This window comes from Vreelandella sp. DA03-1M (genome assembly GCF_055725665.1).
In genome coordinates, this window is the sequence record NZ_CM146798.1 from 245,489 (window position 1) to 272,438 (window position 26,950).

Annotated in this window: 23 protein-coding genes; 20 read left to right on the forward strand and 3 right to left on the reverse strand. The window is 54.8% G+C overall.

Annotation, left to right across the window (positions count from 1 at the left end):
- Positions 1-86 precede the first annotated feature (86 nt).
- The gene (locus ACXUPB_RS01165; RefSeq protein ID WP_472954929.1) at positions 87-1,457 is read left to right on the forward strand and encodes a Glu/Leu/Phe/Val family dehydrogenase; all 1,371 of its coding nucleotides are present in this window, start codon (positions 87-89) and stop codon (positions 1,455-1,457) included.
- Positions 1,458-1,521: 64 nt separating this feature from the next.
- Here ACXUPB_RS01165 and ACXUPB_RS01170 read toward each other — a convergent pair whose 3' ends face one another.
- Positions 1,522-1,998 carry a hypothetical protein gene (locus ACXUPB_RS01170; RefSeq protein WP_101147062.1) on the reverse strand — a complete coding sequence of 159 codons (477 nt, stop codon included), beginning with the start codon at positions 1,996-1,998 and terminating at the stop codon, positions 1,522-1,524.
- Positions 1,999-2,144: 146 nt separating this feature from the next.
- On the opposite strand from ACXUPB_RS01170, the gene ACXUPB_RS01175 reads away from it, so the two are divergent.
- The 12 genes from ACXUPB_RS01175 to ACXUPB_RS01230 all read left to right on the forward strand — a co-directional run bounded on the left by ACXUPB_RS01175 (position 2,145) and on the right by ACXUPB_RS01230 (position 17,178).
- The gene (locus ACXUPB_RS01175; RefSeq protein WP_472954931.1) at positions 2,145-2,513 is read left to right on the forward strand and encodes a PepSY domain-containing protein; all 369 of its coding nucleotides are present in this window, start codon (positions 2,145-2,147) and stop codon (positions 2,511-2,513) included.
- A 74-nt stretch (positions 2,514-2,587) separates the two neighbouring features.
- Entirely contained in the window at positions 2,588-3,262 is a 675-nt protein-coding gene (locus ACXUPB_RS01180) for a response regulator transcription factor (RefSeq protein ID WP_336275113.1), read from the forward strand.
- Entirely contained in the window at positions 3,259-4,626 is a 1,368-nt protein-coding gene (locus tag ACXUPB_RS01185; RefSeq protein WP_336275114.1) for a sensor histidine kinase, read from the forward strand. The genes ACXUPB_RS01180 and ACXUPB_RS01185 overlap by 4 nt, the downstream gene beginning before the upstream one ends.
- 15 nt (positions 4,627-4,641) lie before the next feature.
- Positions 4,642-6,561 carry an alkaline phosphatase D family protein gene (locus ACXUPB_RS01190; protein WP_472954934.1) on the forward strand — a complete coding sequence of 640 codons (1,920 nt, stop codon included), beginning with the start codon at positions 4,642-4,644 and terminating at the stop codon, positions 6,559-6,561.
- 180 nt (positions 6,562-6,741) lie between these two features.
- Positions 6,742-8,490 (forward strand): bifunctional diguanylate cyclase/phosphodiesterase, encoded by a 1,749-nt coding sequence (locus ACXUPB_RS01195; protein WP_472954937.1) that lies wholly within the window; start codon positions 6,742-6,744, stop codon positions 8,488-8,490.
- A 119-nt stretch (positions 8,491-8,609) separates the two neighbouring features.
- Positions 8,610-9,587 carry a phosphate/phosphite/phosphonate ABC transporter substrate-binding protein gene (gene phnD / locus ACXUPB_RS01200; RefSeq protein ID WP_472954940.1) on the forward strand — a complete coding sequence of 326 codons (978 nt, stop codon included), beginning with the start codon at positions 8,610-8,612 and terminating at the stop codon, positions 9,585-9,587.
- 78 nt (positions 9,588-9,665) lie between these two features.
- The gene (phnC, locus tag ACXUPB_RS01205) at positions 9,666-10,511 is read left to right on the forward strand and encodes a phosphonate ABC transporter ATP-binding protein (RefSeq protein ID WP_472954943.1); all 846 of its coding nucleotides are present in this window, start codon (positions 9,666-9,668) and stop codon (positions 10,509-10,511) included.
- The gene (phnE, locus tag ACXUPB_RS01210; protein WP_472954945.1) at positions 10,508-11,353 is read left to right on the forward strand and encodes a phosphonate ABC transporter, permease protein PhnE; all 846 of its coding nucleotides are present in this window, start codon (positions 10,508-10,510) and stop codon (positions 11,351-11,353) included. Before phnC ends, phnE (ACXUPB_RS01210) begins: the two co-directional genes overlap by 4 nt.
- Before the next feature lie 43 nt (positions 11,354-11,396).
- On the forward strand, positions 11,397-12,212 hold the full coding sequence (gene phnE / locus ACXUPB_RS01215; RefSeq protein WP_472954948.1) for a phosphonate ABC transporter, permease protein PhnE: 816 nt from the start codon (positions 11,397-11,399) through the stop codon (positions 12,210-12,212).
- Positions 12,213-12,244: 32 nt separating this feature from the next.
- Complete coding sequence (locus tag ACXUPB_RS01220; RefSeq protein ID WP_472954951.1) at positions 12,245-12,874, forward strand: histidine phosphatase family protein; 630 nt, start codon at positions 12,245-12,247, stop codon at positions 12,872-12,874.
- Positions 12,875-13,176: 302 nt separating this feature from the next.
- Positions 13,177-15,135 carry a methyl-accepting chemotaxis protein gene (locus ACXUPB_RS01225; RefSeq protein ID WP_472954953.1) on the forward strand — a complete coding sequence of 653 codons (1,959 nt, stop codon included), beginning with the start codon at positions 13,177-13,179 and terminating at the stop codon, positions 15,133-15,135.
- Between the two features lie 324 nt (positions 15,136-15,459).
- On the forward strand, positions 15,460-17,178 hold the full coding sequence (locus tag ACXUPB_RS01230) for a putative bifunctional diguanylate cyclase/phosphodiesterase (RefSeq protein ID WP_472956653.1): 1,719 nt from the start codon (positions 15,460-15,462) through the stop codon (positions 17,176-17,178).
- Here ACXUPB_RS01230 and ACXUPB_RS01235 read toward each other — a convergent pair.
- Positions 17,175-17,849, reverse strand: coding sequence for a putative metalloprotease CJM1_0395 family protein (locus ACXUPB_RS01235; RefSeq protein WP_472954955.1), 675 nt, complete (start codon positions 17,847-17,849; stop codon positions 17,175-17,177). The two genes, ACXUPB_RS01230 and ACXUPB_RS01235, sit on opposite strands and share 4 nt — an antisense overlap.
- Before the next feature lie 181 nt (positions 17,850-18,030).
- Here ACXUPB_RS01235 and ACXUPB_RS01240 point away from each other — a divergent pair, with 181 nt between their 5' ends.
- From ACXUPB_RS01240 to ACXUPB_RS01260, 5 genes are all read left to right on the forward strand, one after another.
- Positions 18,031-18,258 carry a DUF2835 family protein gene (locus tag ACXUPB_RS01240; RefSeq protein ID WP_101145725.1) on the forward strand — a complete coding sequence of 76 codons (228 nt, stop codon included), beginning with the start codon at positions 18,031-18,033 and terminating at the stop codon, positions 18,256-18,258.
- A gap of 8 nt (positions 18,259-18,266) precedes the next feature.
- A complete protein-coding gene (locus ACXUPB_RS01245) occupies positions 18,267-18,650 on the forward strand; it encodes a hypothetical protein (protein WP_472954957.1) in 384 nt (127 codons plus the stop codon).
- Between the two features lie 173 nt (positions 18,651-18,823).
- A complete protein-coding gene (locus tag ACXUPB_RS01250; protein WP_008957086.1) occupies positions 18,824-19,399 on the forward strand; it encodes a putative antibiotic biosynthesis monooxygenase in 576 nt (191 codons plus the stop codon).
- A gap of 178 nt (positions 19,400-19,577) precedes the next feature.
- The gene (locus ACXUPB_RS01255) at positions 19,578-20,249 is read left to right on the forward strand and encodes a glutathione S-transferase (RefSeq protein ID WP_008957087.1); all 672 of its coding nucleotides are present in this window, start codon (positions 19,578-19,580) and stop codon (positions 20,247-20,249) included.
- A gap of 8 nt (positions 20,250-20,257) precedes the next feature.
- On the forward strand, positions 20,258-22,093 hold the full coding sequence (locus ACXUPB_RS01260; RefSeq protein WP_472954959.1) for a putative bifunctional diguanylate cyclase/phosphodiesterase: 1,836 nt from the start codon (positions 20,258-20,260) through the stop codon (positions 22,091-22,093).
- A gap of 70 nt (positions 22,094-22,163) precedes the next feature.
- Here ACXUPB_RS01260 and nhaD read toward each other — a convergent pair whose 3' ends face one another.
- Positions 22,164-23,642 (reverse strand): sodium:proton antiporter NhaD, encoded by a 1,479-nt coding sequence (gene nhaD, locus ACXUPB_RS01265; protein WP_008957089.1) that lies wholly within the window; start codon positions 23,640-23,642, stop codon positions 22,164-22,166.
- Positions 23,643-24,064: 422 nt separating this feature from the next.
- On the opposite strand from nhaD, the gene ACXUPB_RS01270 reads away from it, so the two are divergent.
- Together ACXUPB_RS01270 and ACXUPB_RS01275 are read left to right on the forward strand one after the other, a co-directional pair.
- The gene (locus tag ACXUPB_RS01270; protein ID WP_472954961.1) at positions 24,065-25,042 is read left to right on the forward strand and encodes a TAXI family TRAP transporter solute-binding subunit; all 978 of its coding nucleotides are present in this window, start codon (positions 24,065-24,067) and stop codon (positions 25,040-25,042) included.
- A gap of 107 nt (positions 25,043-25,149) precedes the next feature.
- The gene (locus ACXUPB_RS01275) at positions 25,150-26,949 is read left to right on the forward strand and encodes a TRAP transporter permease (protein ID WP_472954963.1); all 1,800 of its coding nucleotides are present in this window, start codon (positions 25,150-25,152) and stop codon (positions 26,947-26,949) included.
- Position 26,950 lies beyond the last annotated feature (1 nt).

The window sequence follows — 26,950 nt, forward strand, 5'->3', positions numbered from 1 at the left end:
GTTTGGCCGCCAGCTGCTACGCTGTAAACACGTTATAACGTTAATCTCTTGAAGTCCTACCCTGGCCAAGGAAAGGAGCGTATTGCATGGGTAATGCTAAGACGAAAAAGGCTAAGTCGAAAAATCAAACGGCCAAAACGACGAATAGCCAAGTGCCCCAAAAGCAGGCTGAAAAAACGGCTCCCCGAACACTAACACCAGAAATAGGCGCGGCGCTGTTTGAGGATGCCCGTTCACGCTTGGAAGATGTGTTCAAGGCGCTCGATATTCACGCGGATGCCCAGGCGCGCCTTATGCAGCCCAGTCTTTCACTGCAGGTGAGTATTCCCGTGCGGATGGACGACGGCAGCTTAAAAGCTTTTCCCGCCTGGCGAGTCCACTATGACACCAGTTTAGGGCCCGCCAAAGGCGGTGTGCGTTTTCATCCCGATGTTAACCAGCATGAAGTCACTACGCTAAGTTTCTGGATGGCGGTTAAATGCGCGGTGGTTGGCTTACCTTATGGCGGCGGGAAAGGGGGCATCCAGGTGGATGCCAAGGCGCTCTCTTCACTAGAGCGTGAGCGGCTAGCGCGTGGTTATATTCGTGCCATTGCCGACATTATGGGCCCTGACCGGGATATTCCTGCCCCCGATGTGAATACCGATGCCACGGTCATGGGGTGGATGATTGATGAGTATGAGCAAATCGTGCGGGCTAAAGTGCCCGCGGCCATTACCGGAAAGCCATTACCGTTAGGCGGTTCGCCAGGGCGAGTGGCCGCCACGGGGCGAGGCGCGCTAAAAGTACTCGATTTGTGGGCCGAGCGTGAAAAGCGACAACCGGAAGAGACCACTGTGGCGGTGCAGGGGTTTGGTAACGCGGCTTACCACTTTGCGCGGTTAGCCAGTGAACGTGGCTATCGTATCGTCGCGGTATCCGATACCACTGGTGCTTGCTACCACTCAGATGGACTCGATATTGAGGCTGTTAAACAGGCTAAGTCGAATAGCGGTAAGGTGACCGACAGCCAAGCAGGGAAAGCGATGACGGGGGATGAGCTGCTGGCGTTGGACGTGGATGTATTAGCGCTGGCGGCGCTTGAAAACCAAATTCACTGCGACAATGTGCACGAGGTGAAAGCAGGCGCTATCTTAGAGATCGCCAATGGACCACTGACTAGCGATGCTGATCAAACGCTTGCCAAGCGTAATGTGCCGGTGCTGCCGGATGTGCTCGCCAATACAGGCGGCGTGATCGTCAGTTATTTTGAGTGGCTGCAAAACCGGGCGGGAGAAAAGTGGAGTGAAGCCCAGGTGAATGAACGCTTGGACGCACTGCTGAGTGAAGAGGCTGGCAAGGTGTTAACGCGCGCAGGCACGGAGGATATCACCTACCGACAAGCTGCCTATCGCCAGGGCATCGAACGCATTGCGGCCGCTATTATGGCCCGGGGAAACTGTCAGGACTGTCGTTGATTAAAGACGCTTAAAGCGCAGCGGGCTCCCTATAGGGAGCCCGCAAAGCGATTAGCTAAGACTGTTAATCGCGGTCAATTTGGGTAACTTCAGAAGAGCCCTGACGCACACTGATTTCCAGCTCACGGCCATTTTCACCGCGGCCTTCGATATCGATGATGCCGCTCTTGTCGATATCAAGATCTTCAAACTCAACCATACCTTCCTGGCGGGCAACGTCTAAGGCCTGGCGGATATCGTCTTCGCTCATGCCCCAGGCACCGGTAATTAGGCGCTCGCGTTTCTCTTCTAGCGTATCACCGTTATCAAGGGAGAAATCCACATCGGCGTACCACTCCTCGTCCAGCCACCCTTCTACTTCTACGCGGCCGCGACCTTTAACGCTAATTTCTTCGTAGTGGCTGAACCCGTAATCATTGGAATGGGTCAATACGTCATCGATGCGATCCATCGGCAGCGAATCGGCCTGGGCACTGCCCGCCGCCGCTGCAAGTAGCAGGGCAGAGGTTGGGATCAGCAGCATTTTTTTCATGGTATTCATAGCAAATTCCTTCTTTACGTATTTAAACGTGAATGAGTGACTGACACTCAACGAATGCGACAGGGAATTTATACCATCGCTATACTTTCCTTAAGCTGACAAAACTGTTCATCTAGCGTTCATGTTGTCTTTGGCATGCTGACACTATGAGTAAACTCCTCCGTCACTTTATAAAGCCGCTACGCAGCATACCGCGAAGCGCTCGGCGCAATGTCACTGGCTTGGCCCTGGTGCTATTGCTGGCGGGTAGTGCGGTGGGTGACCAGCCATGGGAATCGTTGCATGGCGAAGTAGGCCGCGGAGAGGTTGTTCCCCTCGACACCATCTTAGATTGGCTGGAAGCTCACTACATAGGCGACGTGCTGGAGGTAGAAGTGGAGCGTGAAGGAGGGTACGTGGAGTACGAAATCAAGCTGCTCGGCCCGCAGGGTCAAGTCGTCGAATTTGAATTCGATGGCCATAATGGCCAGCTGATGTCTATCGAGGGCGTGCGTATTAATGATATGCGCCGCTAGAGCCGTTACGACACGCCTAGTTGCCATCGCGTTATTTGTATTCCCAAGTCGTTATCGAAAAGGGTAGTTAGCCAATGAAGTGTTTGCTGGTAGAGGACGATCAAGCGCTAGCGCGTGAGTTGGGCCAAGCGTTGCGTGATGGTGACTGGCTGGTAGAGCATGCGGCGACCGGTCAGGATGCTGATTTTTTAGTACGTACTGAAGCCTACGACACACTGATTTTAGATGTAGGGCTACCCGATGGAGACGGCACGCGCTGGCTAGCGGCGTGGCGGGAAGACGGCATTGATCTGCCTGTGCTGATTCTAACTGCTCGTGAGCGGTGGGCGGATAAAGCCGCGGGGTTTACCGCTGGCGCGGATGACTATGTCACTAAGCCGTTCGAGCCAGCGGAAGTGCTGTTTCGCTTGCGCGCCCTCGTGCGCCGCAGCCACGGACACGCCCACCCAGTACTCAAAGTGGGCGAACTGAGTTTAGACACCCACACCCAGCACGTGACGTTGGTAGGGCGCCCGGTCGGCTTAACCGCACAGGAGACGCGCCTGCTGGGCTATTTAATGCATGCCGCACCGCGAGTGGTGAGCCGTACCGAGCTTTCAGAGCATGTTTACGACCGTGACCATGAACCTGATTCTAACGTGATTGACGTTCAGGTCAGCCGCCTGCGCCGTAAGTTGGGCAGTTGGCGAATTGCCACCCAGCGGGGCCAAGGGTATCGGCTGTTAGCAGAAGAGCCCGGCAGCGAATGAGTCAAGCCAAAACGGCTTGGCGGGGTCGTTGGGCGCGGCGTTCCATCAGCCTGAGGCTATTGCTGGCCGTGTTAGTGATGGTGGGGCTGGCCCTGCCTATCGCTGGCACGCTACTTTCTCACCATTACCATACCTCGGCCACTCAGGCCTTTGATGATCGTCTTGGCGCGACGCTTAATGTCATCATGGCGGGCGTGACTTATGACCGTTTAGCGCAGCAGCTTGTCCATGACCGGGCGCTGGGCGACCCGCGTTTTGAGAATGTCTACTCCGGCTGGTACTGGCAAATCACCGATGGCGGGCAACATACCCTGGCCTCTCGCTCACTATGGGATCAACGCCTGCCAGTGGTGGAGAATGAAAATCTCAGTGCGCGCTCATTAATCGGCCCGCGGGGGCAATCGCTGCGCGTGGTGGAGCGCGATATCTACCTGGCCCCGTTAGAGGAACCGCTGCATATCAGCGTGGCCGCCCGAGACGATGTGCTCGCCAACGATATCCGTGAATTCCAACATCTGCTGTGGGGCGGGTTGATCGGCTTGGGCGTGTTGCTACTCGGCGTGTTAGCACTGCAAGTACGCTGGGGGTTAGCGCCGCTACGCCGCATGCACGCCAATCTTCATGACGTGGAGCAGGGGCGCAGCGAACAGTTGGACACCCGCTTACCGGAAGAGTTGGCGACACTGGCGGCCTCAATGAACGCGGTGTTGGCACGCGATCAGCGCTTGATCGAGCGCGGACGCCATACCGCGGGCAATCTTGCCCATGCGTTGAAAACACCGCTGAGTGTGATGCGCCTGCAACTTCGTCAGCTTCCAGAAGCGAACCGTGCCGCCTGGGCGGTAGAGTTGGAGCGTTTGGATAGCGCGGTACGTCATCACTTGGCTCGAGCGTCCGCGGCGGGTGAAGGGGTGCGCTTTGCACCTGTTGATCTACACCCTACGCTAACGCCGCTGCTGAATGGACTCTCCAGGCTCGCCCAGCGGCGCGGTATTGTGCTGCGCCAAAGCTGGGGCCAGAAAACCAGAGTGCAAATGGATGAGCAAGATATCCAAGAGCTGGTGGGTAACTTGATGGATAATGCGCTGCGCTGGGCGCATAGCGAGGTGCAGCTTAACGTGAAAGTTGACGGTCAGCGGTTGATTTTAACCGTTAGCGATAACGGCCCTGGCATGTCGGAGGCAGAGTGCCAGCAGGCGATTCAGCGTGGTCAACGGTTAGATGAGCACCGCTCGGGCAGTGGTCTGGGGCTGGCCATTGTGACCGATCTTGTCGCCCTTTATAGCGGCCAAATGCATCTTACTCGCGCCAGCACCGGCGGGTTAGAGGTAGTCGTCGAGCTGCCTGTGGTGGCGCATGGATAACGGAGACTTCATTGGATGAATGGCACTGATACGCTGCCCGATATATTAGTCGGCCCCTTATTAAGACGCATCAGCACGACTCGGCTGGTACTTTGGATGGTCGCCACTCGGCGATTAAATATGACGCTAATACTGCGGCCTGGGCAGAGTGATGCTGCGTCGATTGGTTTGGCGCATCACCAGCAGTGCATTCCGATCGGCCAGCGTGCCTTTATCTATCTAATTGATATTGAGCTGGAGTCACCGCTGCCCTGCGATGAGCGCATTGAGTATGACCTGCAGGTGGAAACCCAGCAGGGCGAGTGGCGCTCATTGCCCGAGTGGGCGCCATGGCTATGTTATGACGGCGACGCTTATCCCGCCTTTGTGATTGCCTCACGGCATCACCGCCTAATGCATGGTTCCTGCCGCAAACCCCATCACGACAGTGCCGATGGCCTGGTGCGCGCCGATAACTGGCTCGCCGAGCAGCAAGGCGCCCCAGCCGAGTGGCCCGCTTGGCTGCTGATGACCGGTGATCAAATTTATGCTGACGATGTTGCTGGCCCTATGCTGCGCGCCGTGCATGCGCTCATAGCGCGGCTAGGGTTGGTGGATGAGTGGCTGGAAGGCGCCACGGTGGACGATAGCCAAGCCCTCTATGACTCGCCCGATAGTTACTATCAGCGCGCTGAGTTGCTGCCGGATGTGACCAAAAATGTGGCGCTACGCAAGCGCTTTTTCAGCGGCGTCAAGAAGCCGGTCTTTACGTCGGCGAATGCGCAGAACCATTTGATGACACTGGCTGAAATGCTCGCCATGTACTGTCTGGTATGGTCCCCGGTGCCCTGGCGAGTGATTACGTTCGACGCGCCTGCTTTAGATCAAAAAAATGCCGAGCTCTATCGTCAAGAGCACGCGGTGATAGACAGCTTCGTGGCTGGTTTGCCGCAGTGTGCGCGGCTGATGGCGCACTTACCCAGCCTGATGATCTTCGATGATCACGATGTGACCGATGACTGGAACCTTTCCGCTGACTGGGAGCTCGCCGCTTACGGCCATCCGTTCTCGAAGCGCATTATCGGTAACGCCCTGGTGGCTTATTTGCTCTGCCAAGCCTGGGGGAACGATCCTGATAAGCTCAATCCATTAACCCATCATGCCTCGACGCTGCTGGGTGATGGCAGCCAGCCGCTGGTATGCGCCGAGCAAGATGGCTTCATTGAGCGGCTACTGCGTTTTCAGGGCTGGGAGTTTCAAGTGCCGGGTACGCCTACCTTAATCGTGCTGGATACCCGAACCCGCCGTTGGCGCAGCGAGCGCAATCTTAATCATCCTTCTGGGTTGATGGATTGGGAAGCGCTGATGGAGATGCAACAAGCGCTAATGGGGGCCAAAAGCGCGGTGATCATTTCGCCCGCCCCGATGTTTGGCGTCAAATTGATTGAGAGTATTCAAAGAATCTTTACCGCGCTGGGTAAGCCATTAGTGGTCGATGCTGAGAACTGGATGGCCCATCGCGGGGCGGCCAATACGCTGCTGCAAATATGGCAACACTCCAAAACCCCCGGCAACTACGTGATCTTGTCGGGCGATGTGCACTACTCGTTTGTCTACGACATCGTGGTTCGTCATCAGCGGCGCTCCCCCCACCTATGGCAAATCACGTCGAGTGGGATTAAAAACACCTTTCCCACCACTCTGCTCAATACCTTTGATCGGTTGAACCGCTGGTTATATGCGCCGTTGTCGCCACTCAACTGGTTTACCAAGCGTCGCAAACTGAGCGTTCACCCCCGAGACCCCGACCGCGCCAGCGCGGGCGAACGGCTCTGGAACGCCAGCGGCATTGGCTTGGTAACGCTGGACGAAAAAGGGCACCCGATTGATATTCGCCAGCTGGATGCTGATGGCTGCGATGTGGTCTTTCCGCCGCCTGAAAAGCCCCTTCAATAAATAGTGTCTGTCGCTAAAAGCGGGGTTGGGTGTTCACTGCCTGATTAGCCATTTGTCATGATAGCGTCACGAAAATGACGCATGCTTGCAGCCTACCAATCACCGCTAGGGAAGGCTGCACATCAGTACCCGGCTGCCTTGTGAAGGTAAACGGGGGCTGATGAATAGGACAGTAGGCAAATGACCGCACAAGAAGCGCAGTGGCTTAACCAAATTATTGCGACCGAAGAGCTGCAGGTGCTCTTTCAGCCCATTGTGGATGCCAACCAGCAGGCGATTTATGGCTACGAAGCACTGATTCGTGGCCCCAAAACGTCACCGCTGCACTCGCCGTTACGGCTGTTTGATGTGGCCACCCAGGCAGGGCAGCTAGTGGAGTTAGATTTACTCTGCCGACGCTTGGCGATTCAGCGCTTTGCCGAACTTGAATTGCCCGGCCTGCTCTTTCTTAACGTCATGCCGTTAACCATCGTTGAGCGTGATTTTCGCGAAGGCTTAACGTTGGGCTTCATTCGTGAGAGCGGCCTGCCCCCAGAGCGAGTAGTGATTGAGCTCACCGAGCATGTGCCGATTCATGACTATGAGCTCATGCGCCAAGCGGTGGATCACTACCGTGATATGGGCTTTCAGGTGGCGCTGGATGACTTGGGGGCAGGGCACTCAAGCCTGCGCCACTGGTCAGAGCTGCGGCCCGATTTCGTCAAGCTTGATCGGCACTTTATCTCAGGGATTGATCAGGAGCCTGCGAAGCGCGAATTTCTTCGCTCGATTCTTGATGTGGCGCGCAGCTTGGATTGCCAGCTAATAGCCGAAGGCGTGGAGACCGCGGCGGAGCATCTCTGCTTGTGGGAACTCGACCGTGGGCTCGCGCTACTGCAAGGCTTCTATTTTGCTCGGCCAAGCCCGCAGCCGCCTTTACAGCTCAACATGGTGCTGCCCGCGACAACCCAGTTAAAAAGCCCTGCTGGCCGCACTGCGCGCTCGATTTTGCGCACGATTGAGGCCATCACCACTGACTGCGCAGTGCCACTCATCTCCGAGCGGTTTCGCCGCCAACCCAGCTTGCGCTGTGTGGCCGTATTGGAGAACGGTAAGCCCGTGGCAGTGGTACGTCGCAATGCTTTTTTAACCCTGTTCACCAACCCTTATAGCCATGCGCTGTATGCCAAACGCTGCGTATTGGACGTGGCCGATGTACGCATGCTGGTGGCTGAAGCAGATACCCCGCTTGAGGTGTTGAGCCAGCAACTGACCGATAGCCACGATATTGAGCAGGAAGACTTTGTGATCACCAATGATGAAGGTGATTACGTAGGCATGGGTAATATCGTTGACCTTTTGCGTGAAATCACCGCGATTCAGGTGCGCCACGCGCGCCATGCCAATCCGTTGACCGGCTTGCCGGGCAATATCCTGATTAACGAAACGCTGGTCGCTTATTTAGCCGCCGGGCAGGGCTTTGCCGCCGCTTATGTCGATTTGGATAATTTTAAAGCGTTTAACGATGCTTACGGCTATGCCCGGGGCGATCAGGTGATTATTTCGCTATCCCGGCTGCTGCAGGCCCAGGTAGAAAGCGCTGGTGGCTTTATCGGCCATATTGGCGGTGATGATTTTATGATGTTGCTACCGCACAGCCATTGGGAGAGCGTGTGCGGCCAAATCCTGCGCTCATTTGAAGTGATGGCCCCCGGTTTCTATGAAGAAGCGGACCGGCTGAAAGGCGGGATTCAGACTGAAAACCGACAAAATAGCGTGACGTTTTTCCCCTTTGTCAGCGTGTCGATTGCAGTAAAACCTGTTACCGATACAGCTACTTGCAGAGCGCTGGATATTGCCGCTGAGCTGTCTGAACTGAAGCATCAAGCCAAAAAAATTCCTGGTAACAGCCTGTTTGTTGAGCGTCGCGGTAGCTGCGTTAGCCAGTAATGCGCCAATGTCATGTTACGTTAGCAAAATCGTCACCAAGCGGTCATATAAATGCCCCGCCGTTGTCATCTGAAGTGGTCAGGATTGTGGCTATCTTTTAACAACGCTTTAGGTGCCCCATGCAGATCTCCTCGCTTGCCCATGCGCTTCCCCGCACATTGATCAGCGCCGCCGTTGCCAGCGCTTTCGCGTTGGTCGCGGTGAATGCGTCAGCGGATCTTTCATCGCGCTATGTCGATAACGATGGCGATATGATCGCTGATGCGCCTAGCGATGAGTCACAGTGGGCCGATCCCGATACGCTTGTGTTTGCCTATACGCCGGTGGAAGATCCTGCGGTTTACGCTGACGTATGGTCTGACTTTCTGGAGCATCTAAGCGAAGCAACGGGTAAAGAAGTTCAGTTCTTCCCCGTGCAGTCCAACGCCGCCCAGCAGGAAGCACTGCGCGCTGGCCGTTTGCACGTCGCCGGTTTTAACACCGGTGGTGTACCGGTCGCGGTCAACTGCGGTGGTTTCCGTCCGTTTGCCATGATGGCGGCCGAGGACGGTAGCTTTGGCTACGAAATGGAGATCATCACTTATCCTGGCAGCGGCATCGAGACCGTTGAAGACCTGGAAGGACGCCAGCTAGCCTTTACCTCTGAGACCTCTAACTCCGGTTTCCGCGCGCCCTCTGCACTGCTGCGCTCCGAGTACGGTATGGAAGCGGGCGAAGATTTTGAAACTGCCTTTTCTGGCTCCCACGACAACTCTATCTTAGGTGTGGTGAACGAAGACTACGACGCCGCTGCCATCGCCAACTCAGTGGCACGCCGCATGCTGGCACGTGATGTTGTGACAGAGGGCGATTACGAAGTGATCTACACCTCCGATACCTTCCCCACCACCGCTTACGGGCTGGCGAATAACCTGAACCCGGAACTTGCCGAAAAAATTCAGGATGCGTTCTTCAGCTACGACTGGGAAGGCACTGCCCTTGAATCCGAATTCGCCAACTCCGGTGAAGCGCAGTTTATTCCGATTACCTATCAGGAAAACTGGGCCGTGATTCGCACTATCGCTGATGCTAACGGTGTGACTTACGACTGCGACTGATCGTTTAGGTAGACGGTACTGCTCGGCCAGGAAGGCTAACCTTTCTGGCCGTTTCGCTATATAGACGAGGTGGGAAAAATGTTAACACTTAGCGGCGTAGGCAAGCGCTACCCCACCGGGGATCGGGCGCTAACAGATATTGAACTCACGCTGCCCAAAGGCCAGGTGATGGCGCTGATTGGGCCGTCCGGCGCGGGTAAAAGTACTCTTATCCGCTGTGTAAACCGGTTAGTTGAACCCACCCAGGGCAGCATTCGCCTGGAAGACACCGAGCTGACCAAGCTCTCAGGTCATAAGCTTCGCCATGCACGACGATCAATGGGGATGATTTTTCAGGAGTATGCCCTGGTAGACAGACTTACCGTGATGGAGAACGTGCTATCAGGCCAGCTCGGTTATGTCGGTTTTTGGCGCAGTTTTTTGCGTCGTTATCCCCAGGAAGCGGTGGTCGAAGCCTTTCGGTTGCTTGAGCGGGTAGGGCTTCCTCACGCCATCGATAAGCGCGCCGATGCTCTTTCTGGCGGCCAGCGTCAGCGTGTCGGTATCGCCCGTGCGCTGCTGCAGAGCCCCAAGCTACTGCTAGTTGACGAGCCGACCGCCAGCCTCGACCCGAAAACCTCGCGTCAAATCATGCGTCTGATTCGCGAGCTGTGTGCTGAGCGTGATTTGGCGGCAATCATCAATATTCACGATGTCGCGTTGGCTCAGCAGTTTGCCGACCGAATTGTTGGCCTGCGCGCTGGAAAAATTGTCTTTGACGGCCTGCCGAGTGAGCTCACCAGTGAGATGCTCACGACCATTTATGGCGAAGAGGATTGGGATACAACCCCTGAACCGATGGACGGCGACACGTCTGATGATACTTCAGAAGCGTCTTCTTACCGGCGCGGCCTGCCGCCGATGGCAGCAGGGAGTGCTCAATGAACGAACGGGCAGAGACGCAGCTAACACAAGAGCAGACGCGCCAACAGGCTGCTCAGCGAGGGCAGTGGCGACGCCTGCCATTGGTTGAGAACCCGCGCTTGCGTTGGGGGCTGGTGATTGGCGCGGTGGTCTATTTGGTGTTGGCGCTCGCCTCGGTAGAAGTCAACTGGGCGCGGGTAGCAGAAGGCGCGGGGCGGGCGGTTAACTTCTTGGGCGCCTTTATGCAGCCCGATTTTGTCAGCCGCTACGACGACATCGTGGCGGGGCTGCTGGAAAGTTTGACCATGACGCTTACCTCTACAGTATTGGGCGTTTTGCTGGCGATTCCCGTGGGCTTAGGGGCGGCGCGCAATATTTCACCGTTACCGATCTACTTTATATGTCGCGCGATTATTGCCGTTTCGCGCACATTTCAAGAAATCATTATCGCGATTCTGTTTGTGGTCATGTTTGGCTTTGGGCCGCTGGCGGGGATGATCACCCTGGCCTTTGCGACAATTGGCTTTATGGCCAAGCTGTTAGCGGAAGATATCGAAGACCTGGACTGGCGTCAGGTGGAAGCCGTGCGGGCAACGGGGGCAAGTTGGTGGCAAACCATGAACCATGCGGTTCAGCCCCAGGTCATGCCGCGTTTGATTGGGCTTTCGGTTTACCGGCTGGATATCAATTTCCGTGAGTCGTCGGTGATTGGCATTGTGGGCGCGGGCGGTATTGGCGCCACGTTGAACACCTCTTTAAGCCGCTATGAGTACGATACCTCTGCCGCTATTTTGCTGATCATTATCGCCATTGTGTTGCTGTGCGAGTACAGCTCGAGCCATGTCCGCCGCTGGACCCAGTGAGCGCTTATTAGCCGCCCTGGCCTGTTATATTTGGAGAACCGCGATGCCCGTATCTACTAGCTCTCAGGGCCTGCCGGTTTGGCGGCGGCGTACCACGCGCGCCCAATGGTTGCAGTACCTGGCTTGGCTGGCGGGTGTCAGTCTCTTTCTGCTCTGCTGGAAGATGATTTCTGACAATACCATGTGGGTGTTTGTCGAAGACGCTGGCCGTCAAGGGGCAGACCTGATCAGCCGCATGACGCCGCCGGAATGGGGCTACGCCAATGTGCTCTGGAAGCCCATGTGGGACACCATCAACATCGCCACCCTGGGCACCGCCATTGGCATTATGATGGCGTTTCCTGTGGCGTTTTTGGCCGCGCGTAATACCACGCCGCACCCGCTGGTGCGCAGTGCAGCGCTGGTAGTGATTGTGTCATCCCGCTCCATCAACTCGCTGATCTGGGCGATGCTGTTAGTGACGATACTTGGCCCTGGCGTGCTGGCGGGTATTATCGCCATCGCGCTTCGCTCGATCGGTTTTGTCGGTAAGCTGCTTTATGAGGCGATTGAAGAGATCCACCCTACGCCGGTAGAGGCGATTAGCGCGACCGGTGCAAGCCGCCTGCAGGTGATGAACTATGGTGTGCTGCCGCAAGTCATGCCTGCCTTTGCCGGTATTAGCGTCTATCGCTGGGATATTAATATCCGCGAATCGACGGTCCTGGGTTTGGTTGGGGCGGGCGGTATTGGTTTGCAGTTAAACGCCTCGATCAACAGCCTTGCCTGGGATCAGGTCAGCGTCATCTTTATCATGATTTTCGCTACCGTGCTGGTGTCCGAGTGGGTTTCCGCGCGTGTGCGTCACGCGATTATTTAATCGACAGTGGCATCAATAAACGAGGGCTGAGTATGCGTTTTCCCGATGCGGAGATCACCACCATTGATTTGTTGCGCCACGGTGAACCGGTGGGAGGACGTATGCTGCGCGGCTCCACCGATCACCCATTGAGTGAGACGGGTTGGCAGCAGGTGACCGATGCTGTCATGCGCCATACGGTCGAAGGCCATCTGCCTTATGATGCGATTGTCACCTCGCCATTAACGCGCTGTCGTGAGTTTGCGCTGTGGCTGGGTGAAGAGTTTGATCTACCCGTTCAGGTAGAGGATGACCTAGCCGAGCTGCATTTGGGGCAGTGGGAGGGTAAAACCCACGCCCAGGTGTTTGCGGAAGAGGGCACCGAAAGAATGAGTGCGTTTTGGTATGACTCAACAACGGTGTCACCGCCAGACGGCGAAACGATACAGGCCTTTGATGCGCGCCTCGCTGAGGTATGGCAGCAGCTGTTAATCAGTCCGCCCGGTAAGCATGTGCTGGTCGTGGCGCATCTATTTGTCTGCAATGGACTACTGCGCCAAGTTATTGAGCAGCCGCTTTCGCGGGTGCTGGCGATGGATTTGCCCTACGCGGCGCTAAGCCGTGTGCGCCATGAGCGCCACTTGCTTGGTGAGAAGACCTTTATTGAGTGGATTGGTCGTTAATCATTACCGTTAACCCATGGGCGGCTAGGCATGCTTTTTGGGCGCCGCCCGTCACTCCCGTCCCATCTTGCGCTTTCCTAACTATCCTCGCTTTCCTATGACCCTATGACCGCCATCAATAAATGCAGCGCTTAGCCCCTTATACTGCGCCATGTTTTGCGATGTGAGACGTCCATCGCTTAAATGCATTTAATTATATGGCTGAGTACGGCAAACTCACATACACGCGAAATACGACGCGAATACTAATAATTGAGTACGCCGCTTACCTACCTGACACGTTATCAGTCTGAGGCTAAGCAATGAAAAATATCGTTAACCGCATTCCAATGCGGTTTAAATTTGCCTGTGTGCTACTGCTACCCTTGCTCGCGCTGGCGTGGTTCGCGGCTCAGGGCATCATGGAGCGCCGTACAGCACTGCAAGAGTTTGACCGCCTTCACGCGATGACCGAACTCGCCCAGCGAGCGGGGGATGCCGTTCACCAAATGCAGCTTGAACGCGGTATGACAGCGGGCTTTCTGGGCAGTGAGGGCGAGGCATTTGGTAACCGGCTGCGCGAGCAGCGGCCCAAGACCGATGACGCCGTCAACGCGTTTCAAGCTCAGCAGGCCTCTTTGGATCAAGCGCTACTGACGCCTGCTGTTCAGCAGCAACTGAGTGACATTGATGAGCGTTGGCAGCGTCAGGCAGCACTGCGTGAACGCGTTAGTGCATTAGAGGCCACGACGGGCGAGGCATTAGGCCACTATACCGGCATTAACGGCCAGCTAATGGCCTTTGTGGGCTCGTTGGCACACCTCACTCGCGAGGGTGATATTACCCGCCAATTGAGTGCGTATTATCAACTCCTGGAAGCTAAAGATCTGGCCGGCATTGAGCGGGCGCTGCTGGCCAACACGTTCGCAGCAGATGGGATGCCTCCAGATATGCTGCGGCGTTTTTTATCACTGCTTGGCGAAGAGCAGGCTTTTCTGGATGGTTTTCGCGTGCTGGCGGGGGAGCAAAGTCGCGAGCAGCTTGACCTAGCATTAAGCGGTGCTGAGATCGATCGCTTGATGGAAAGGCGTGATCTGGCGATCAGCCAAGCCAGTGAAGGTGGCTATGGCGTCGATCCGGAAGAGTGGTTTGAGTGGCAGACGGTAAAAATTGGCCGCTTGAAGGCATTAGAAGATCAAGTGGTTAACGCGGTGGTAACCGAGACAGTGACGCTACGTCAGGCAGCCCAGCAGGCACTTTGGTTATATGTGGTGATTGCGCTGGTTGCGAGTCTATTGGCGATCATCGCCGCTATACTGATCGTGCGTGCGATTACGACGCCATTGAGCCAGGCGCTATATAGCATCGCCACCCGCGATAATGACTTAACCCAGCGATTAATCGTCCCAGGGAGCGATGAGCTTTCCCAGCTCTATCAAGCCTTCAATGAGTCCTCGGCAACGACCGAGACGCTAGTCGCTGATATCACCCGCAATGCACAGTCAGTGGCGGTGGCCAGTAATCAGATTGCTCAGGGAAATCAGGATTTAGCGCAGAGAACGGAAGAGCAGTCCGCCTCGCTGGTACAAACTGCTTCAAGCATGGAGCAAATTACTGCGACGGTACGTCAAAGCGCTGATAATGCAAAGCAAGCCCAGCAGATGACCGATGATGTGGCTCACCAAGCTAAGGAAGCAAGCCTAGTGGCTTCACAAGCTCAGCAGGCAATGCAGCTTATCTTGCAAGCGAACGAACAGGTGACCAGTATTGTCGGGACTATCGACAATATCTCTTTCCAAACCAATTTGCTGGCGCTCAATGCATCGGTTGAAGCCGCGCGTGCGGGTGAGCATGGGCGTGGCTTTGCGGTGGTCGCTGATGAAGTGCGTAAACTGGCTAGCCGCAGCACAGAGGAAGCCAATCAAATTCGCCAGTTGATCGACAATAATGTAGCGAAGATTGCCGAAGGCGAAACGCTGGTCAACTCGACGAATGAAACCCTGGGGCACATTGCTCAGCGCGTTGAGCAAATGGCTCACTTAATGGATGAAATGGTCTCTGCCACACACGAGCAGTCGGCAGGGATCGAGCAAATTAATCGAGCCATGGCTCAGCTAGAGGACGTCACTCAGCAAAATGCGTCGCTAGTGGAGGAAGTCGCGGCAGCGAGCCGCTCGCTTGATGAGCAGGCCGACGATATGACTCGCCAAATGAGTCGTTACCAAGTGAGTGATAGCTACCCGCAAGAAAGCCGTCTCGCAATGTCTGTTGCATATAGCTAGTGTCATGACGACTGGCAGCCGCTCTTTTGGGCGCTGCCAGTCCTGCCCCTTAAGTTATTGCGCCTGCCGTCGATAATGTATTGTGTCGTTCAAAGAGCCTAAGCAGTAAGACGGTGTTAATATCGATCCTTATTCGAAGGAGATGTGGCGAAGTAGATTTAATATAGCCTATCTACGATACTATCTATCTAGAACAAACTATCGATAACAGATGATGGACGAGGAGAGCAGAGACATATGTATCAATCCTTGAATCTACAAAAGGAACAGTCTTTGTCTCAACAGCCCTCTGAGCCCACATCCCCACTTCCCCGCTCTAATGCGATGCCGACGGCGTCCGTTAGCAATACCGCGTCTCCTGTTGAATCCGCCTTTTGCTACGCCAATGAAGCGATCATTATTACCGATGCGGAAAACCGGGTAGTGGAAGTGAACCCCGCTTTTTGTGAGTTAACGGGGATGATACTGGGTGATGTGCAAGGCAAAACGCCTGAAGCGTTTAGTATTTTACCGTTGGATGATAGCCGTACAACGCGCTTGATGCGTGAAGAATTACAATTGCGGGATCGTAGTAAAAGCCAAGTGAGCTATCGCAGCCACGACGGCCAGTTTTACCCTGGCATGATGTCGATTAATCGCGTGCGCGATGAGCACGGTGCAATCGACCACCATGTGATTGTGCTTGCTGACCTTTCGGCCATTCCGGCGCATGCGCGCCATCTTAATCGAGAAGTCTATTTTGACGCGTTAACAGGGCTGCCCAATCTGCAACTGCTGACGCAATTGATTCAGGAGTCGATGCAGCACGCCGAAGCTAAGCATTTGCCGTTGGCAATATGCTCGCTGGATATCGATTTCTTTAAAAATATTAATGATCGGCTAGGGTCGTCGGTGGGCGATGCGCTGCTTTCCTCGTTTTCACAGCGCATAAGCCATCTGCTGTTCGGGGATGATGTACTGGCGCGGGTGGGTGGCGACGAATTTGTGCTGTTACTCCACCATGGCGTAGATGAAGATTTTTTTGAGAAGTTGTTAGCCACCATTCGCCAACCGCTAATAGTGGACGGTCAGAGTATTCATCTGACGGCAAGCTTAGGGGTGACGCGCTACCCGAATGATCACGTTCAGGGCGATGTATTGTTGCGCCATGCCAACCAGGCAATGTATCGCGCTAAACAGCGCGGTCGCGATACGTTCCACTTGTTTGATCCTAACCATGACCGTTTGCTGCAGGTGCGCCATGAGCAGCGTCAGCGGTTTATTGATGGACTCAATCATAATGAGCTGTGTCTTTACTATCAGCCCCAGGTCGATATGCGCAGTGGCAAAGTGGTCGGGGTCGAGGCGCTGATTCGTTGGCAGCACCCTGAAGAAGGATTGCTTGCCCCTGGCCAGTTTTTACCCATCATTGATACCACCCCGCTAGAAGTAAGTTTAGGCGAGTGGGTCATTGAGCGGGCACTTTGCCAATTAACGGAATGGCATGCCCAAGGCATCGCGCTGCCCATCAATGTGAATATCAGCCCTACGCATCTGTTAGTGAGTAGCTTTAGCCAACGTTTAGCCGAGCTATTGGCATGCCACCCTGATGTGCCGCCATCAATGCTAAAGCTCGAGGTGCTTGAGAGCGCCGCGATGCATGATGTTCAGGCCGCGCTGCACAATATGTCGCTCTGTCAGGCGCTAGGCGTAAGCTTCGCTATTGATGACTTTGGCACCGGGTTTTCGTCGTTAACCCACTTGCGTCAACTGCCGGTCAACCTGATCAAAATTGATCAGAGCTTTGTACGCGACATGCTCAGCGACCAAGACGATATGGCGATTGTGGAGAGCGTGATTTATATGGCTAATCGCTTTAGGCGACCCATGCTGGCCGAAGGCGTGGAAACGCTTGAACATGCAAAAGCGTTAATGGCGCTGGGCTGCGAGTTGGCGCAGGGTTACGGTATTGCCCGCCCAATGCCTGCTGAAGCCCTGCCAGCTTGGCTTGCGGATTGGCCAATGCGTGCGGACTGGAATTCGCTGGCTCAGTCAGCCTGTTAAGCGGCCTGCTCTTTAGCAGTGGGTTCTTCAGCGATTGGCTCAGCTGTAGTTTCCGGCCAAGTAGTTTCCGACAACGTAGTTTCTGACGAATCAGCGGCACCAGCACTGCGGGCTTGCTCCATTTCACTACGCTGCATGGCCGCTTCTAACTTCGCTTCAAGTAAATATTGGCGTGCTTGAGCGGCCACTTGATGGTCTTTGGGAGAAGGGTCGGCAGGGGCCATCGCAGCGGCGATCACGGTCTGCATTTTTTCGATAGTCGCTTGGGGATCATTGGGCACCGGGCCGTAATCGATCGGCACCTCGCCTGCCACTGCGTAGCGCTTGCCATCGGGGCCAACGTCATAGTCGTAGCTAGCGCCGCCGGTATAGGCGCCACCTGCGACTTGGTGAGCCATCTCGTGCTGGCGTACCTCGCGGTCGGCCTGCTTAAGATGTTCTAATTGCTGAATCTCTTCCGGCGCCATGGGTGTGCCGTCAGCACGCTTAGGGCCAGCTGCGTCGCTGCTACTCTCTTCATGCGTACTGGTGTCGCTGGAGGCGTTATTAGAAGTTGTCTCTTCGTCAAGCGCGCGCTCCTTTGACGCTTGCTCTACACGCGGTGAGTGCGTATTTGCTGCAGGGTAAGCCCACGCAGTGAGAGACGAGGTGCTGATAGCAGAAACGGCCATAGTTTATTACCGACGCAGTGCGAGTTGGGATACTATGAAGTATTAGCGAGCGATGCCGACAGTGCAAGTCAGCGCTATGCGTTTCGTCGCAAAATCGTTCCATGACTCATTTTGTTACTACTTTAATTACCAGGGCGCTTCGCTATCTCAACCCTGTCCTACTGTCTGTGCTAACCATCCTATGCTCACCATCGATGTAGTCATCAATCTAAATTATGATGAGTGTTTAGCCCATTATGAGGGGCGCATTGCCAATGTGCGTACCCGCAGCGTGGATGGGCGCTGGGTAATCTTTCCTGCCGAGGCGATTCGTCGTGTGGTTAGCCGCGATGGTGTGCGCGGTATTTATCGATTAAGTTTTTCTGAGCAGGGCCGATTTATTAGTATTGATCCTTTAACCGGACGTTGAGCTTGCCTATGCACCGCGATGAAACATCGATCCTCCTGAATGACCTCATTTATTACGTCATTCCCAATTTAAACACTGCTGAAAAGTTAGTGCTCTCTACGCTAGAAAGCTTAAGTGAAGCGGCTACCAGCCCTCTGGACATACTTAAACGCACGGAGCAGCGCCAAGCGTTTGGGCTGGAGACCCACCGCATAAGAATCAATTTAGAACACTTGCTGAATCGCTATCGGTCCGAGGTCGATGCCATTCTTCGCTCTGAAGGCGAGTATCAAGGGCCAGTCGTAGAGCCTGACCCCCAAGAGGCGGATGCGATACGCAGTGCTAAAGAGATCTACCAGCATGTATGTGCTTTCCAGCGAGGAGAACGCCCCCACCCGATTCCTGGGCGGTAAATCACCCGGTACACCTTGTTCGAGCGCTTAGCACCAATAGCTAGTACGTAACATTCACAGCATGGCATCAACATTGCTTGTATAATGTGGCAATTGGACTTTCAGGCTTACCCGCCTGAAAGCAAGCAGCCTGCCTACCCGGCGCTGGCTGTCCACACATTAGGAGATATACCATGTCTGCCTCACCTGTCACATTGATGGTGGCTCGTCGTGTTGAGCACGGCCGCTACTTTGATTTTAATCGTTGGCTAAACGAAGGACGCGAGCTGGCCGCTGATTTTGCTGGCTACCTCGGCTCTGGCGTATTAGCACCCCCCGCTGATGACGATGAATATCAGATCATATTTCGCTTTAGCAGCAGCGAAACCTTAGCCGCCTGGGAACACTCCGCCTCACGCCATGCGTGGTTGGCGCGCGGAAAAGGGCTGTATGAAGCGCCTCAAGAGCACCGTGCCACTGGGCTGGACACGTGGTTTCAAAACAACGGAAACAGCGCTCCGCCGCGTTGGAAGCAAGCCGTGGCTGTTTGGTTGGCTTTCTTCCCCATCTCGTTGCTTTTCCAATGGGTATTTGGCGGCGTATTGGCCGATTGGGCGCTGGTGCCGCGGGTGATGGTGAGTACCTTGATGTTGACGCCAGTGATGGTGTTTGTGTTTATTCCGCTCTCGACGCGCTTATTAGCGCCTTGGCTGCAAGGAAAGTGGTCACCGCTGGATTTACTGGCGCGCTGGCGTCATGCACATCGTTAATTTTCATTAATTTTTACTAGTTTAATGCTTTCATGGGGTTCAACGCTGTAATGGTGCTAACTTTAGTATATTGATCCTATTAAGATGATCTTTGTGCTACTAAGCTGAAGGTGCTTGCAGTAATGGATAACTGTCGCCAGTGCAATGCTGGTGTATAACCCAGCCCCATGGAGTTTTTATGATTCACGTTCACCATTTGGAAAAGTCTCGTTCTCATCGGATTTTGTGGCTATTAGAAGCCTTAGAACTGGACTATGAGCTGGTAATTTACCAACGCGATGACAAAACACAGCAAGCGCCCGACTCGCTAAAAAAAATCCACCCGCTTGGTAAATCCCCGGTCATTACCGATGGTGATCTCACCGTGGCTGAGTCAGGCGCGATCATTGACTACCTGTTACAGCGCTACGGGCAAGGGCGGTGTCAGCCTTCTCCCGATGACTTGCGGGCTTGGGTAGATTACCGCTACTGGCTACATTATGCCGAAGGCTCACTGATGCCACTGCTGGTGATGCAGCTTGTGTTTAGCCAAGTTCCCAAGCAGTCGCCCTGGCTAATTAAACCGCTGGCGAAAGGCATTAGCGATACGGTGAGTAAGCGTTTTTTAGCACCGCAGATGAAACAGCACCTCACCTTTATAAACCAGCACTTATCAGCCAACGGTAATTTTGCCGGCCCCTGGCCTAGTGGCGCGGATATTCAAATGAGCTTTCCGCTACAGGCAGTGGCGGCCGTCCAGTCGTTAGAGCAGTATTCTGCCATTGCCGCTTTTGTATCGCGTATCGAACAAGACTCCGCGTGGCAGCGAGTGGTAGAGCGAGCTGGCCCGTTAACCATGCCTGGCCAGTAATAACTACCATGTACCATTTCGCCACTTCAGCAGCTCTGCCAGCAGAGCTGCTGCGCAGCATTGACACTTATTTGGGGCGCTGGGGAATCGCCTTGCTGCTCGTTTTTCTGCTTTTAGCACTGCTGGGCAATCTGTTGCTCAAGCGCCGCATGCAACATAACAGGGCGTTGCTGCAAACCAATAAAGAGATGCTGGCGACTATTTTGGATAGTGTCGATGCCTTTATTTATATCAAGTCACCGACCTTAGAGTATCAATACGTGAATCGCCGTATCAGCGATTTATTTGGTCTGCCAGCCGACAAAGTTATTGGTAAGTGCGACGCTGAGTTTTTTGATGCCGGCAGCGCTGCTGAAATGGAGCAGGTTGATCGCAGCGTATTGGCATCGGGCAAGAAAGTAACGGTCGAGGAGAGTAACGTCTTACAAGGTGAAAGCCAGGTAAGAACATTCTTATCGATCAAAATGCCGCTGTCGATGTCCCCCGGTGCTCCCCCTTCTCTATGCGGTATTTCGACGGAACTCACTGACTACCTCGAAATGCAGTCGCGCACCTACTATCTGGCCTTCTATGACTCACTGACAGGTCTGCCCAACCGTCGGATGCTGATGGACTCGTTAACGTCCGCGATCGATCATGATGAGTGGTCAGCGTCTTATAGCGCTGTGTTGGTGATCGATCTGGATAACTTTCGCTTAGTGAACGACATCCAGGGTCATGAGAGTGGTGATCAACTGTTGATTAACGTTACTGAACAGCTACGACAGTGGCTAGAGCCAGAGGCCACGCTGGCACGCTTTAGTAGTGATGAATTTGTGGTACTGCTGAATAACCTGGGCGAGCCGCAGACCGAGGCCGTCCGAAAAGCTGAACGTGTGTCCCGCCAGCTATTGGAAACCATCGCTCAAGTGAGAAGCGGTCATTCGTTACCTATTAGCGCCAGTATTGGCATTGCACTGTTTGCCGGGCGCGAACACAGCATGGATAGTGTGCTGCAACAGGCGGATATGGCCTTGCAGCAGGCGAAGAGAGCTGGCGGCAACACGCTGTGCTTTTTTAACGCCGATATGCAGACCAGCGTACTGGAAAGGGCCAGCCTGGAAGCTGACCTGCATAAGGCCCTTGAGCGCAATGAGTTGGCTCTGCACTATCAGGTGCAGGTCGACCATCAGGGCGTGACCACGGGGGTCGAAGCGTTATTACGCTGGTATCACCCCCAGCGTGGCTGGGTTTCCCCCGCGACGTTTATACCTCTGGCAGAGGAGAATAGGCTGATTGTGCCCATCGGCTATTGGGTGCTTAGGTCGGCCTGCGAGCAATTGGCGAAGTGGTCGCATCAAGCGACCTACGCCCCCTTAAGTATTTCCGTTAACGTGAGTTCTGTTCAGTTTCAGCAACCCGACTTCGTGCATGACGTAGAGGCGTTATTAGCAGAGACGCTGGCACCGCCAAGCCGGTTGGTGCTGGAAGTCACGGAGAGCCTGCTGATGTGCGAGCCAGTTCGGGTGCGCAATACGATGTTGAAACTCCGCGCTAGAGGGATTCGCTTTGCACTGGATGACTTTGGCACTGGTTACTCATCGCTGAGCTACTTAAAGCGCTTACCGCTAGATGAGCTAAAGATTGATCAATCGTTTATTCGCGAACTGCTCACCGACAAGACAGATGCAGCGATCGTGGATACGACGATACTGCTTGCCGTGAGTTTAGGCTTAACCGTGGTCGCAGAAGGGGTAGAGAAAAAAGAGCAGCTTGACTGGCTAAGAGGCCATGGCTGTTACCGCTATCAAGGCTACCTGTTTGGTCGCCCGACACCGATTGAGTATCTATTTGAAAGCTATTAGGCGGCTATATAAAAACCCCTTTCCAGCACGCTGAAAAGGGGTTAAACACTCTTAATGATACATGCCTGCTTTAGCTAAACAGCGCAAAGCTCTCAGCGTTAAGCAACATGTGAACCAAAATGCTGGCGATATAGCCGAGCAAAATGACCGGCGACCAACGCAAGTGGCCCATAAACGTATAGGAACCTCTTGCCTGGCCCATTACCGCTACCCCTGCCGCTGAACCGATCGACAGCAAGCTGCCCCCGACGCCTGCGGTTAAGGTAATTAGCAGCCATTGACCGTGGGACATATCGGGCTCCATCGTGAGCACCGCAAACATCACGGGAATGTTGTCGATGACCGCTGATACAACACCCAGCGTAATGTTGGCTGCCGTCGCGTTCCAACCAGTGTAGAGCGCCTCTGAAAGCAGGCCGAGATAGCCCATAAAACCCAGCCCGCCAACGCACATCACTACCCCGTAGAAGAACAGCAATGTATCCCACTCGGCACGTGCCACACGGTTGAAGACATCAAACGGTACCACGCTGCCCAACTGCTCAAGCTTCTTGTTGTCACCGCGGCGGCTATAGCGTTCGCGTTTACGCTCCAACGAGCGGGGTAGGCTGCGGCGTAGGTAGTAGCCGAAGAACTGCAAGTAGCCCAGGCCGGTCATCATACCCAGCACCGGCGGTAGGTGGAGTACTACGTGGCACAGCACGGCAGTAATAATGGTCAATAAAAACAGCCCTACAATGCGCCGGGCACCCCGCTTCATCCACACATCTTCATAAACGCTAGCGGGTTTCTCGTCCTTAATGAACAGACTCATGATGGAGGCAGGTATTAGGAAATTGACCAGGGCAGGGAAGAACAGGATGAAGAACTCCTGGAACTCAACCATGCCAGCTTGCCACACCATGAGAGTGGTAATGTCGCCGAAGGGGCTAAATGCACCCCCCGCATTGGCGGCCACCACAATATTGATACAAGCGACGTTAATAAACCGCTGGTCGCCCTCTGCCACTTTAGTTACCACGGCACACATCAATAGTGCGGTGGTGAGGTTGTCGGCAATGGGTGAAAGCACAAAGGCGAGACCGCCGGTCAACCAAAACAGTGTCCGGTAGTTGAAGCCTTTGCGTAACATCCAGGAGCGCAAAGCATCAAACACCCGGCGCTCTTCCATCGCGTTGATATACGTCATGGCCACCAGCAAGAACAGCATCAGCTCGGTGAACTCCAAAAGCGTCACGCGAAACGCGTACTCGGACGCGTCAGACATACCGTTTTGGACATACACCCAGCCGATGAGGCTCCAGATGATACCGGCTGCCACTAACACCGGCTTCGACTTGCGCATATGAATCTTTTCTTCCGCCATGACGAGGGCATACGCCAGGACGAAAATAGCCACCGCAAAAAAGCCGACAGCCGAGGTGGTTAAATTTAGTTCACCAGTAACGGCAAACGCATTGGGACTTACGCCTAATAGTAAGGCCGCTAACAAAAAAAGCCAGCGACGATATAATCGTGGCTGGCAAGAGGGTTGGCACAACGTAGGCATGTGACGTTTTTCCTCATGGTTAAGTTGTCAGGAGTGGTGTAAAAGCGCCGCTAGTTTACCAGCCTATATTGCGCCGCAATACTTTATAAAAACGAACGAAAGTAGTTCTTCTTAAGGGAATAGCATCTTTTTTTAGGAAATTAATCTTTTAGGTAATGGTAACTTTAGCGACATTAGTTTTGCCTAAATGCTAATTTAAAGGTGGGGGTTATACTATTGCCGAATAGTATTATTAAATAATATCCATTTCTTTATACTTCCTTTTACTAATACACGCTTTCATTATCACCGTCGAATCCCAGGCGAGGCTGCCCGTTTAGGCATAGTCATGGTATGTTGACGCCCCCCTAGGCCCATTGCTGGGTAACATAAAAACGAGGCCCGTTAGAAAACGGCCGCTGGATACGCTAAGGAAAATTAAGATGCGCAACTCATTTCGCTCCCTTCGCCGCACGCTTGGCGTGACGGCTGCTACGCTAGCGCTGGTAAGTACCGCTTTCTCCGTCCACGCTGAAACGCGGGTGACCTATAAATCGGCTTCTGCCGGTACCGCCTACTATCAGATGGGCGTAGAACTCTCAGAAGCGATCCGCCAGGGGACGGATGACGCCATTGTGCTCACTCTGGAAGAGAGTCAGGGCTCGGTTCAGAACGTCATGGAGGTCATGGCGCGCCAGGGTAACTACGTGTTTACCACGCCGCCTGCATTAGTGGAGCAGGCCATGGCAGGAGAGGGCGCCTTTGCCGAGCGTCAAAACCCACGCTTTCAAGAGATTCGTGGCCTGTTCCCCATCCCTTCTATCACCATGCACTTTGTAATGGCGGGTGACAAAGGAGTGGCGGATATGTCTGCCCTGGAAGGCAAGCACTTATTAATTGGCCGAGGTACGTTTGGCGCCCGAGAAGCGGCTCGTTACCTGGAGTTGTTTGGTCTGGAAGAGAGTGTCCAAATCGCCGATGCGGCGATTGGCAGCGGCCCCGATGCACTTAAAAACGGTCAGATTGATGGCTTTGTAACGGCCAGCTCTTTCCCGTCGCCCAATGTGATCGAGACCGCCGCCAGCATGCCTATATCGTTGGTTAGTCTGACCGATGAGCAAATCGAACAAACCGGCGCAGCGCGCCAAACGATCCCCGGCGGTACCTACCCCGGCGTTGATAAAGATGTCGAAACCACATCGCTACCGGTGATTGCCTACACCACCACCTATATGGATGACGATACTGCCTACACGCTGACCAAAACATTTTGGGAGCGTCGTGATGCCATGGCCGAAGAGGCCGCCTGGTGGGGCAGTATTATCCCTGAAATGCTGGAAAACATGACCGGCTCGCTACACCCAGGGGCACTGCGCTATTACGAAGAAGCGGGCTTCGAGGTGCCTGACTCTCTACGTTAGTCACTATCCCCCTTTTTCCTACTGCCACGGCGATCGCGCTGTGGCAGTTCTGTATTGATGCAGAGTTGATGCGGTATTGATGCAGTATTGATAATAGGCAACATGGCATGCGTGTTATTACTTCTTCGCCAGCGGCGACCCCTGCAGATGATGACGCCATAGCCCCAGGCTGGATGGCGCTGGGGGCGGTCAGTGTGGTATTTCATCTGGGATTGATTTTTTATGGGTTAACGCCTGCGCTTGTCAGTCGGCCGCTACACATGGCGCTGCTGTTGCCATGGGTGCTGGTCTACATGGCCAACACACCGACGCAGCGAATCAGCGGCTGGGTGCTAACGGTGTTGGGCGTGGCCGCATGCGGCTATATCGCCCTCAATGAGGCCGCGCTAGCCAATCAGTATGGCTTTATTGATACCCACCTGCAGATGGGTATCGGGCTATTTTTAATCGCGCTTGCGCTTGAGGCCGCCCGCCGGGCGATTGGCTGGCCGCTGCCGCTGGTCGCGTTGCTGGCCTTGATGTATGGCGCTTTCGGCCAATACATCCCTGGTGCTTTTGGCCACCCTGGGCTCCCGCTGCCTAGCATGGTGGGCACATTGACCATTGCCGAAGGCGGGCTGTGGGGATCGCTGACCGGCGTGAGTGTCAGTGTGGTGGCGATTTTTGTGATTTTCGGTGCGGTACTCAATGCCGGAGAAGCGGGTCAGGGCTTCATGAATCTCGCTGGCGCGGTGGCAGGGCGGCTGACCGGGGGCGCGGCCAAGGTGGCGGTGATTTCCTCGGCACTGATGGGCTCTATCTCCGGTTCGGCGTCAGCTAACGTGGCCTCCACTGGGGCAATCACCATTCCCTCCATGGTACGCCTGCGCTACCCGCGCTCGCTCGCCGGTGCGGTGGAAGCGGTTGCCTCCTCTGGCGGGCAAATCATGCCGCCGCTGATGGGGGCGGGCGCGTTTGTCATGGTGGAGCTGACGGGGACTCCCTATACACAAATTATGGGCGCGGCAATGTTACCGGCAGTCCTCTATTTCTTGACCGTCTGGGTGGGCATCAATGCCTACGCGACTAGGCATGACTTGCAGCCCGTGGCGGAAAGCGAACGCCCCCACGCGAAAGAGGTCGCCATTACCTCACTATTTTTCGCGATCCCGTTCGTGTTGCTGCTCGAGCGTATTTTCAACGGTGGTTATACCCCACAGTACGCTGCCAGCATTGCGATTTTCGCGGGCATCGCGCTGCTGTTCTTTGATGTGACGCTGCGCTTCTCGCTTCCTGGCTTTAGCCGTCGGTTAGCCGCCGCTGCGGTCACTGCCGGGCGCCAGATTGCCGTGATCGGCGCGATTATCCTGTGCGCCTCGCTGGTGGTCGGCGTGCTGTCGCTAACGGGGCTGGGCGTCAAGATTACCTCAGGTATCCTATCGCTCTCAAACGACATGCTATGGCCAGCACTGCTGCTGACAGCGCTCGCCTGTTTGATTTTAGGCATGGAGGTGCCAACCACCGCCGCCTACGTGATCTGTGTCTCTGTCGCCGGGCCGGCGTTGACATCGCTGGGTCTGGAGCCGCTTCTAGCGCATCTGTTCGTCTTCTGGTACGCGCTGCTCTCGACTATCACGCCGCCGGTGTGTGGCGGTGTGTTTATCGCCGCTGGCATGGTGGGGGAGAATTGGCTAAAGGTGGCGTTCAAGGCCATGGCGCTGGGGATCGGGCTGTATATCATTCCCTTGGCCATGGTGGCCAACCCGGAAATAATCCAACTAGTCTTTAATCCGTCAGGCGCCCTGCTGAATACGCTGAAAGTGGCGCTGGGGCTGGGGGCGATCTCTTACGGGGTGATCGCGCGCAAAGCCTTGTGGCAGCGCGCGGCGCTAGTCGCGGCGGGGGCTATCCTGATCTTCGTGGTTTAGC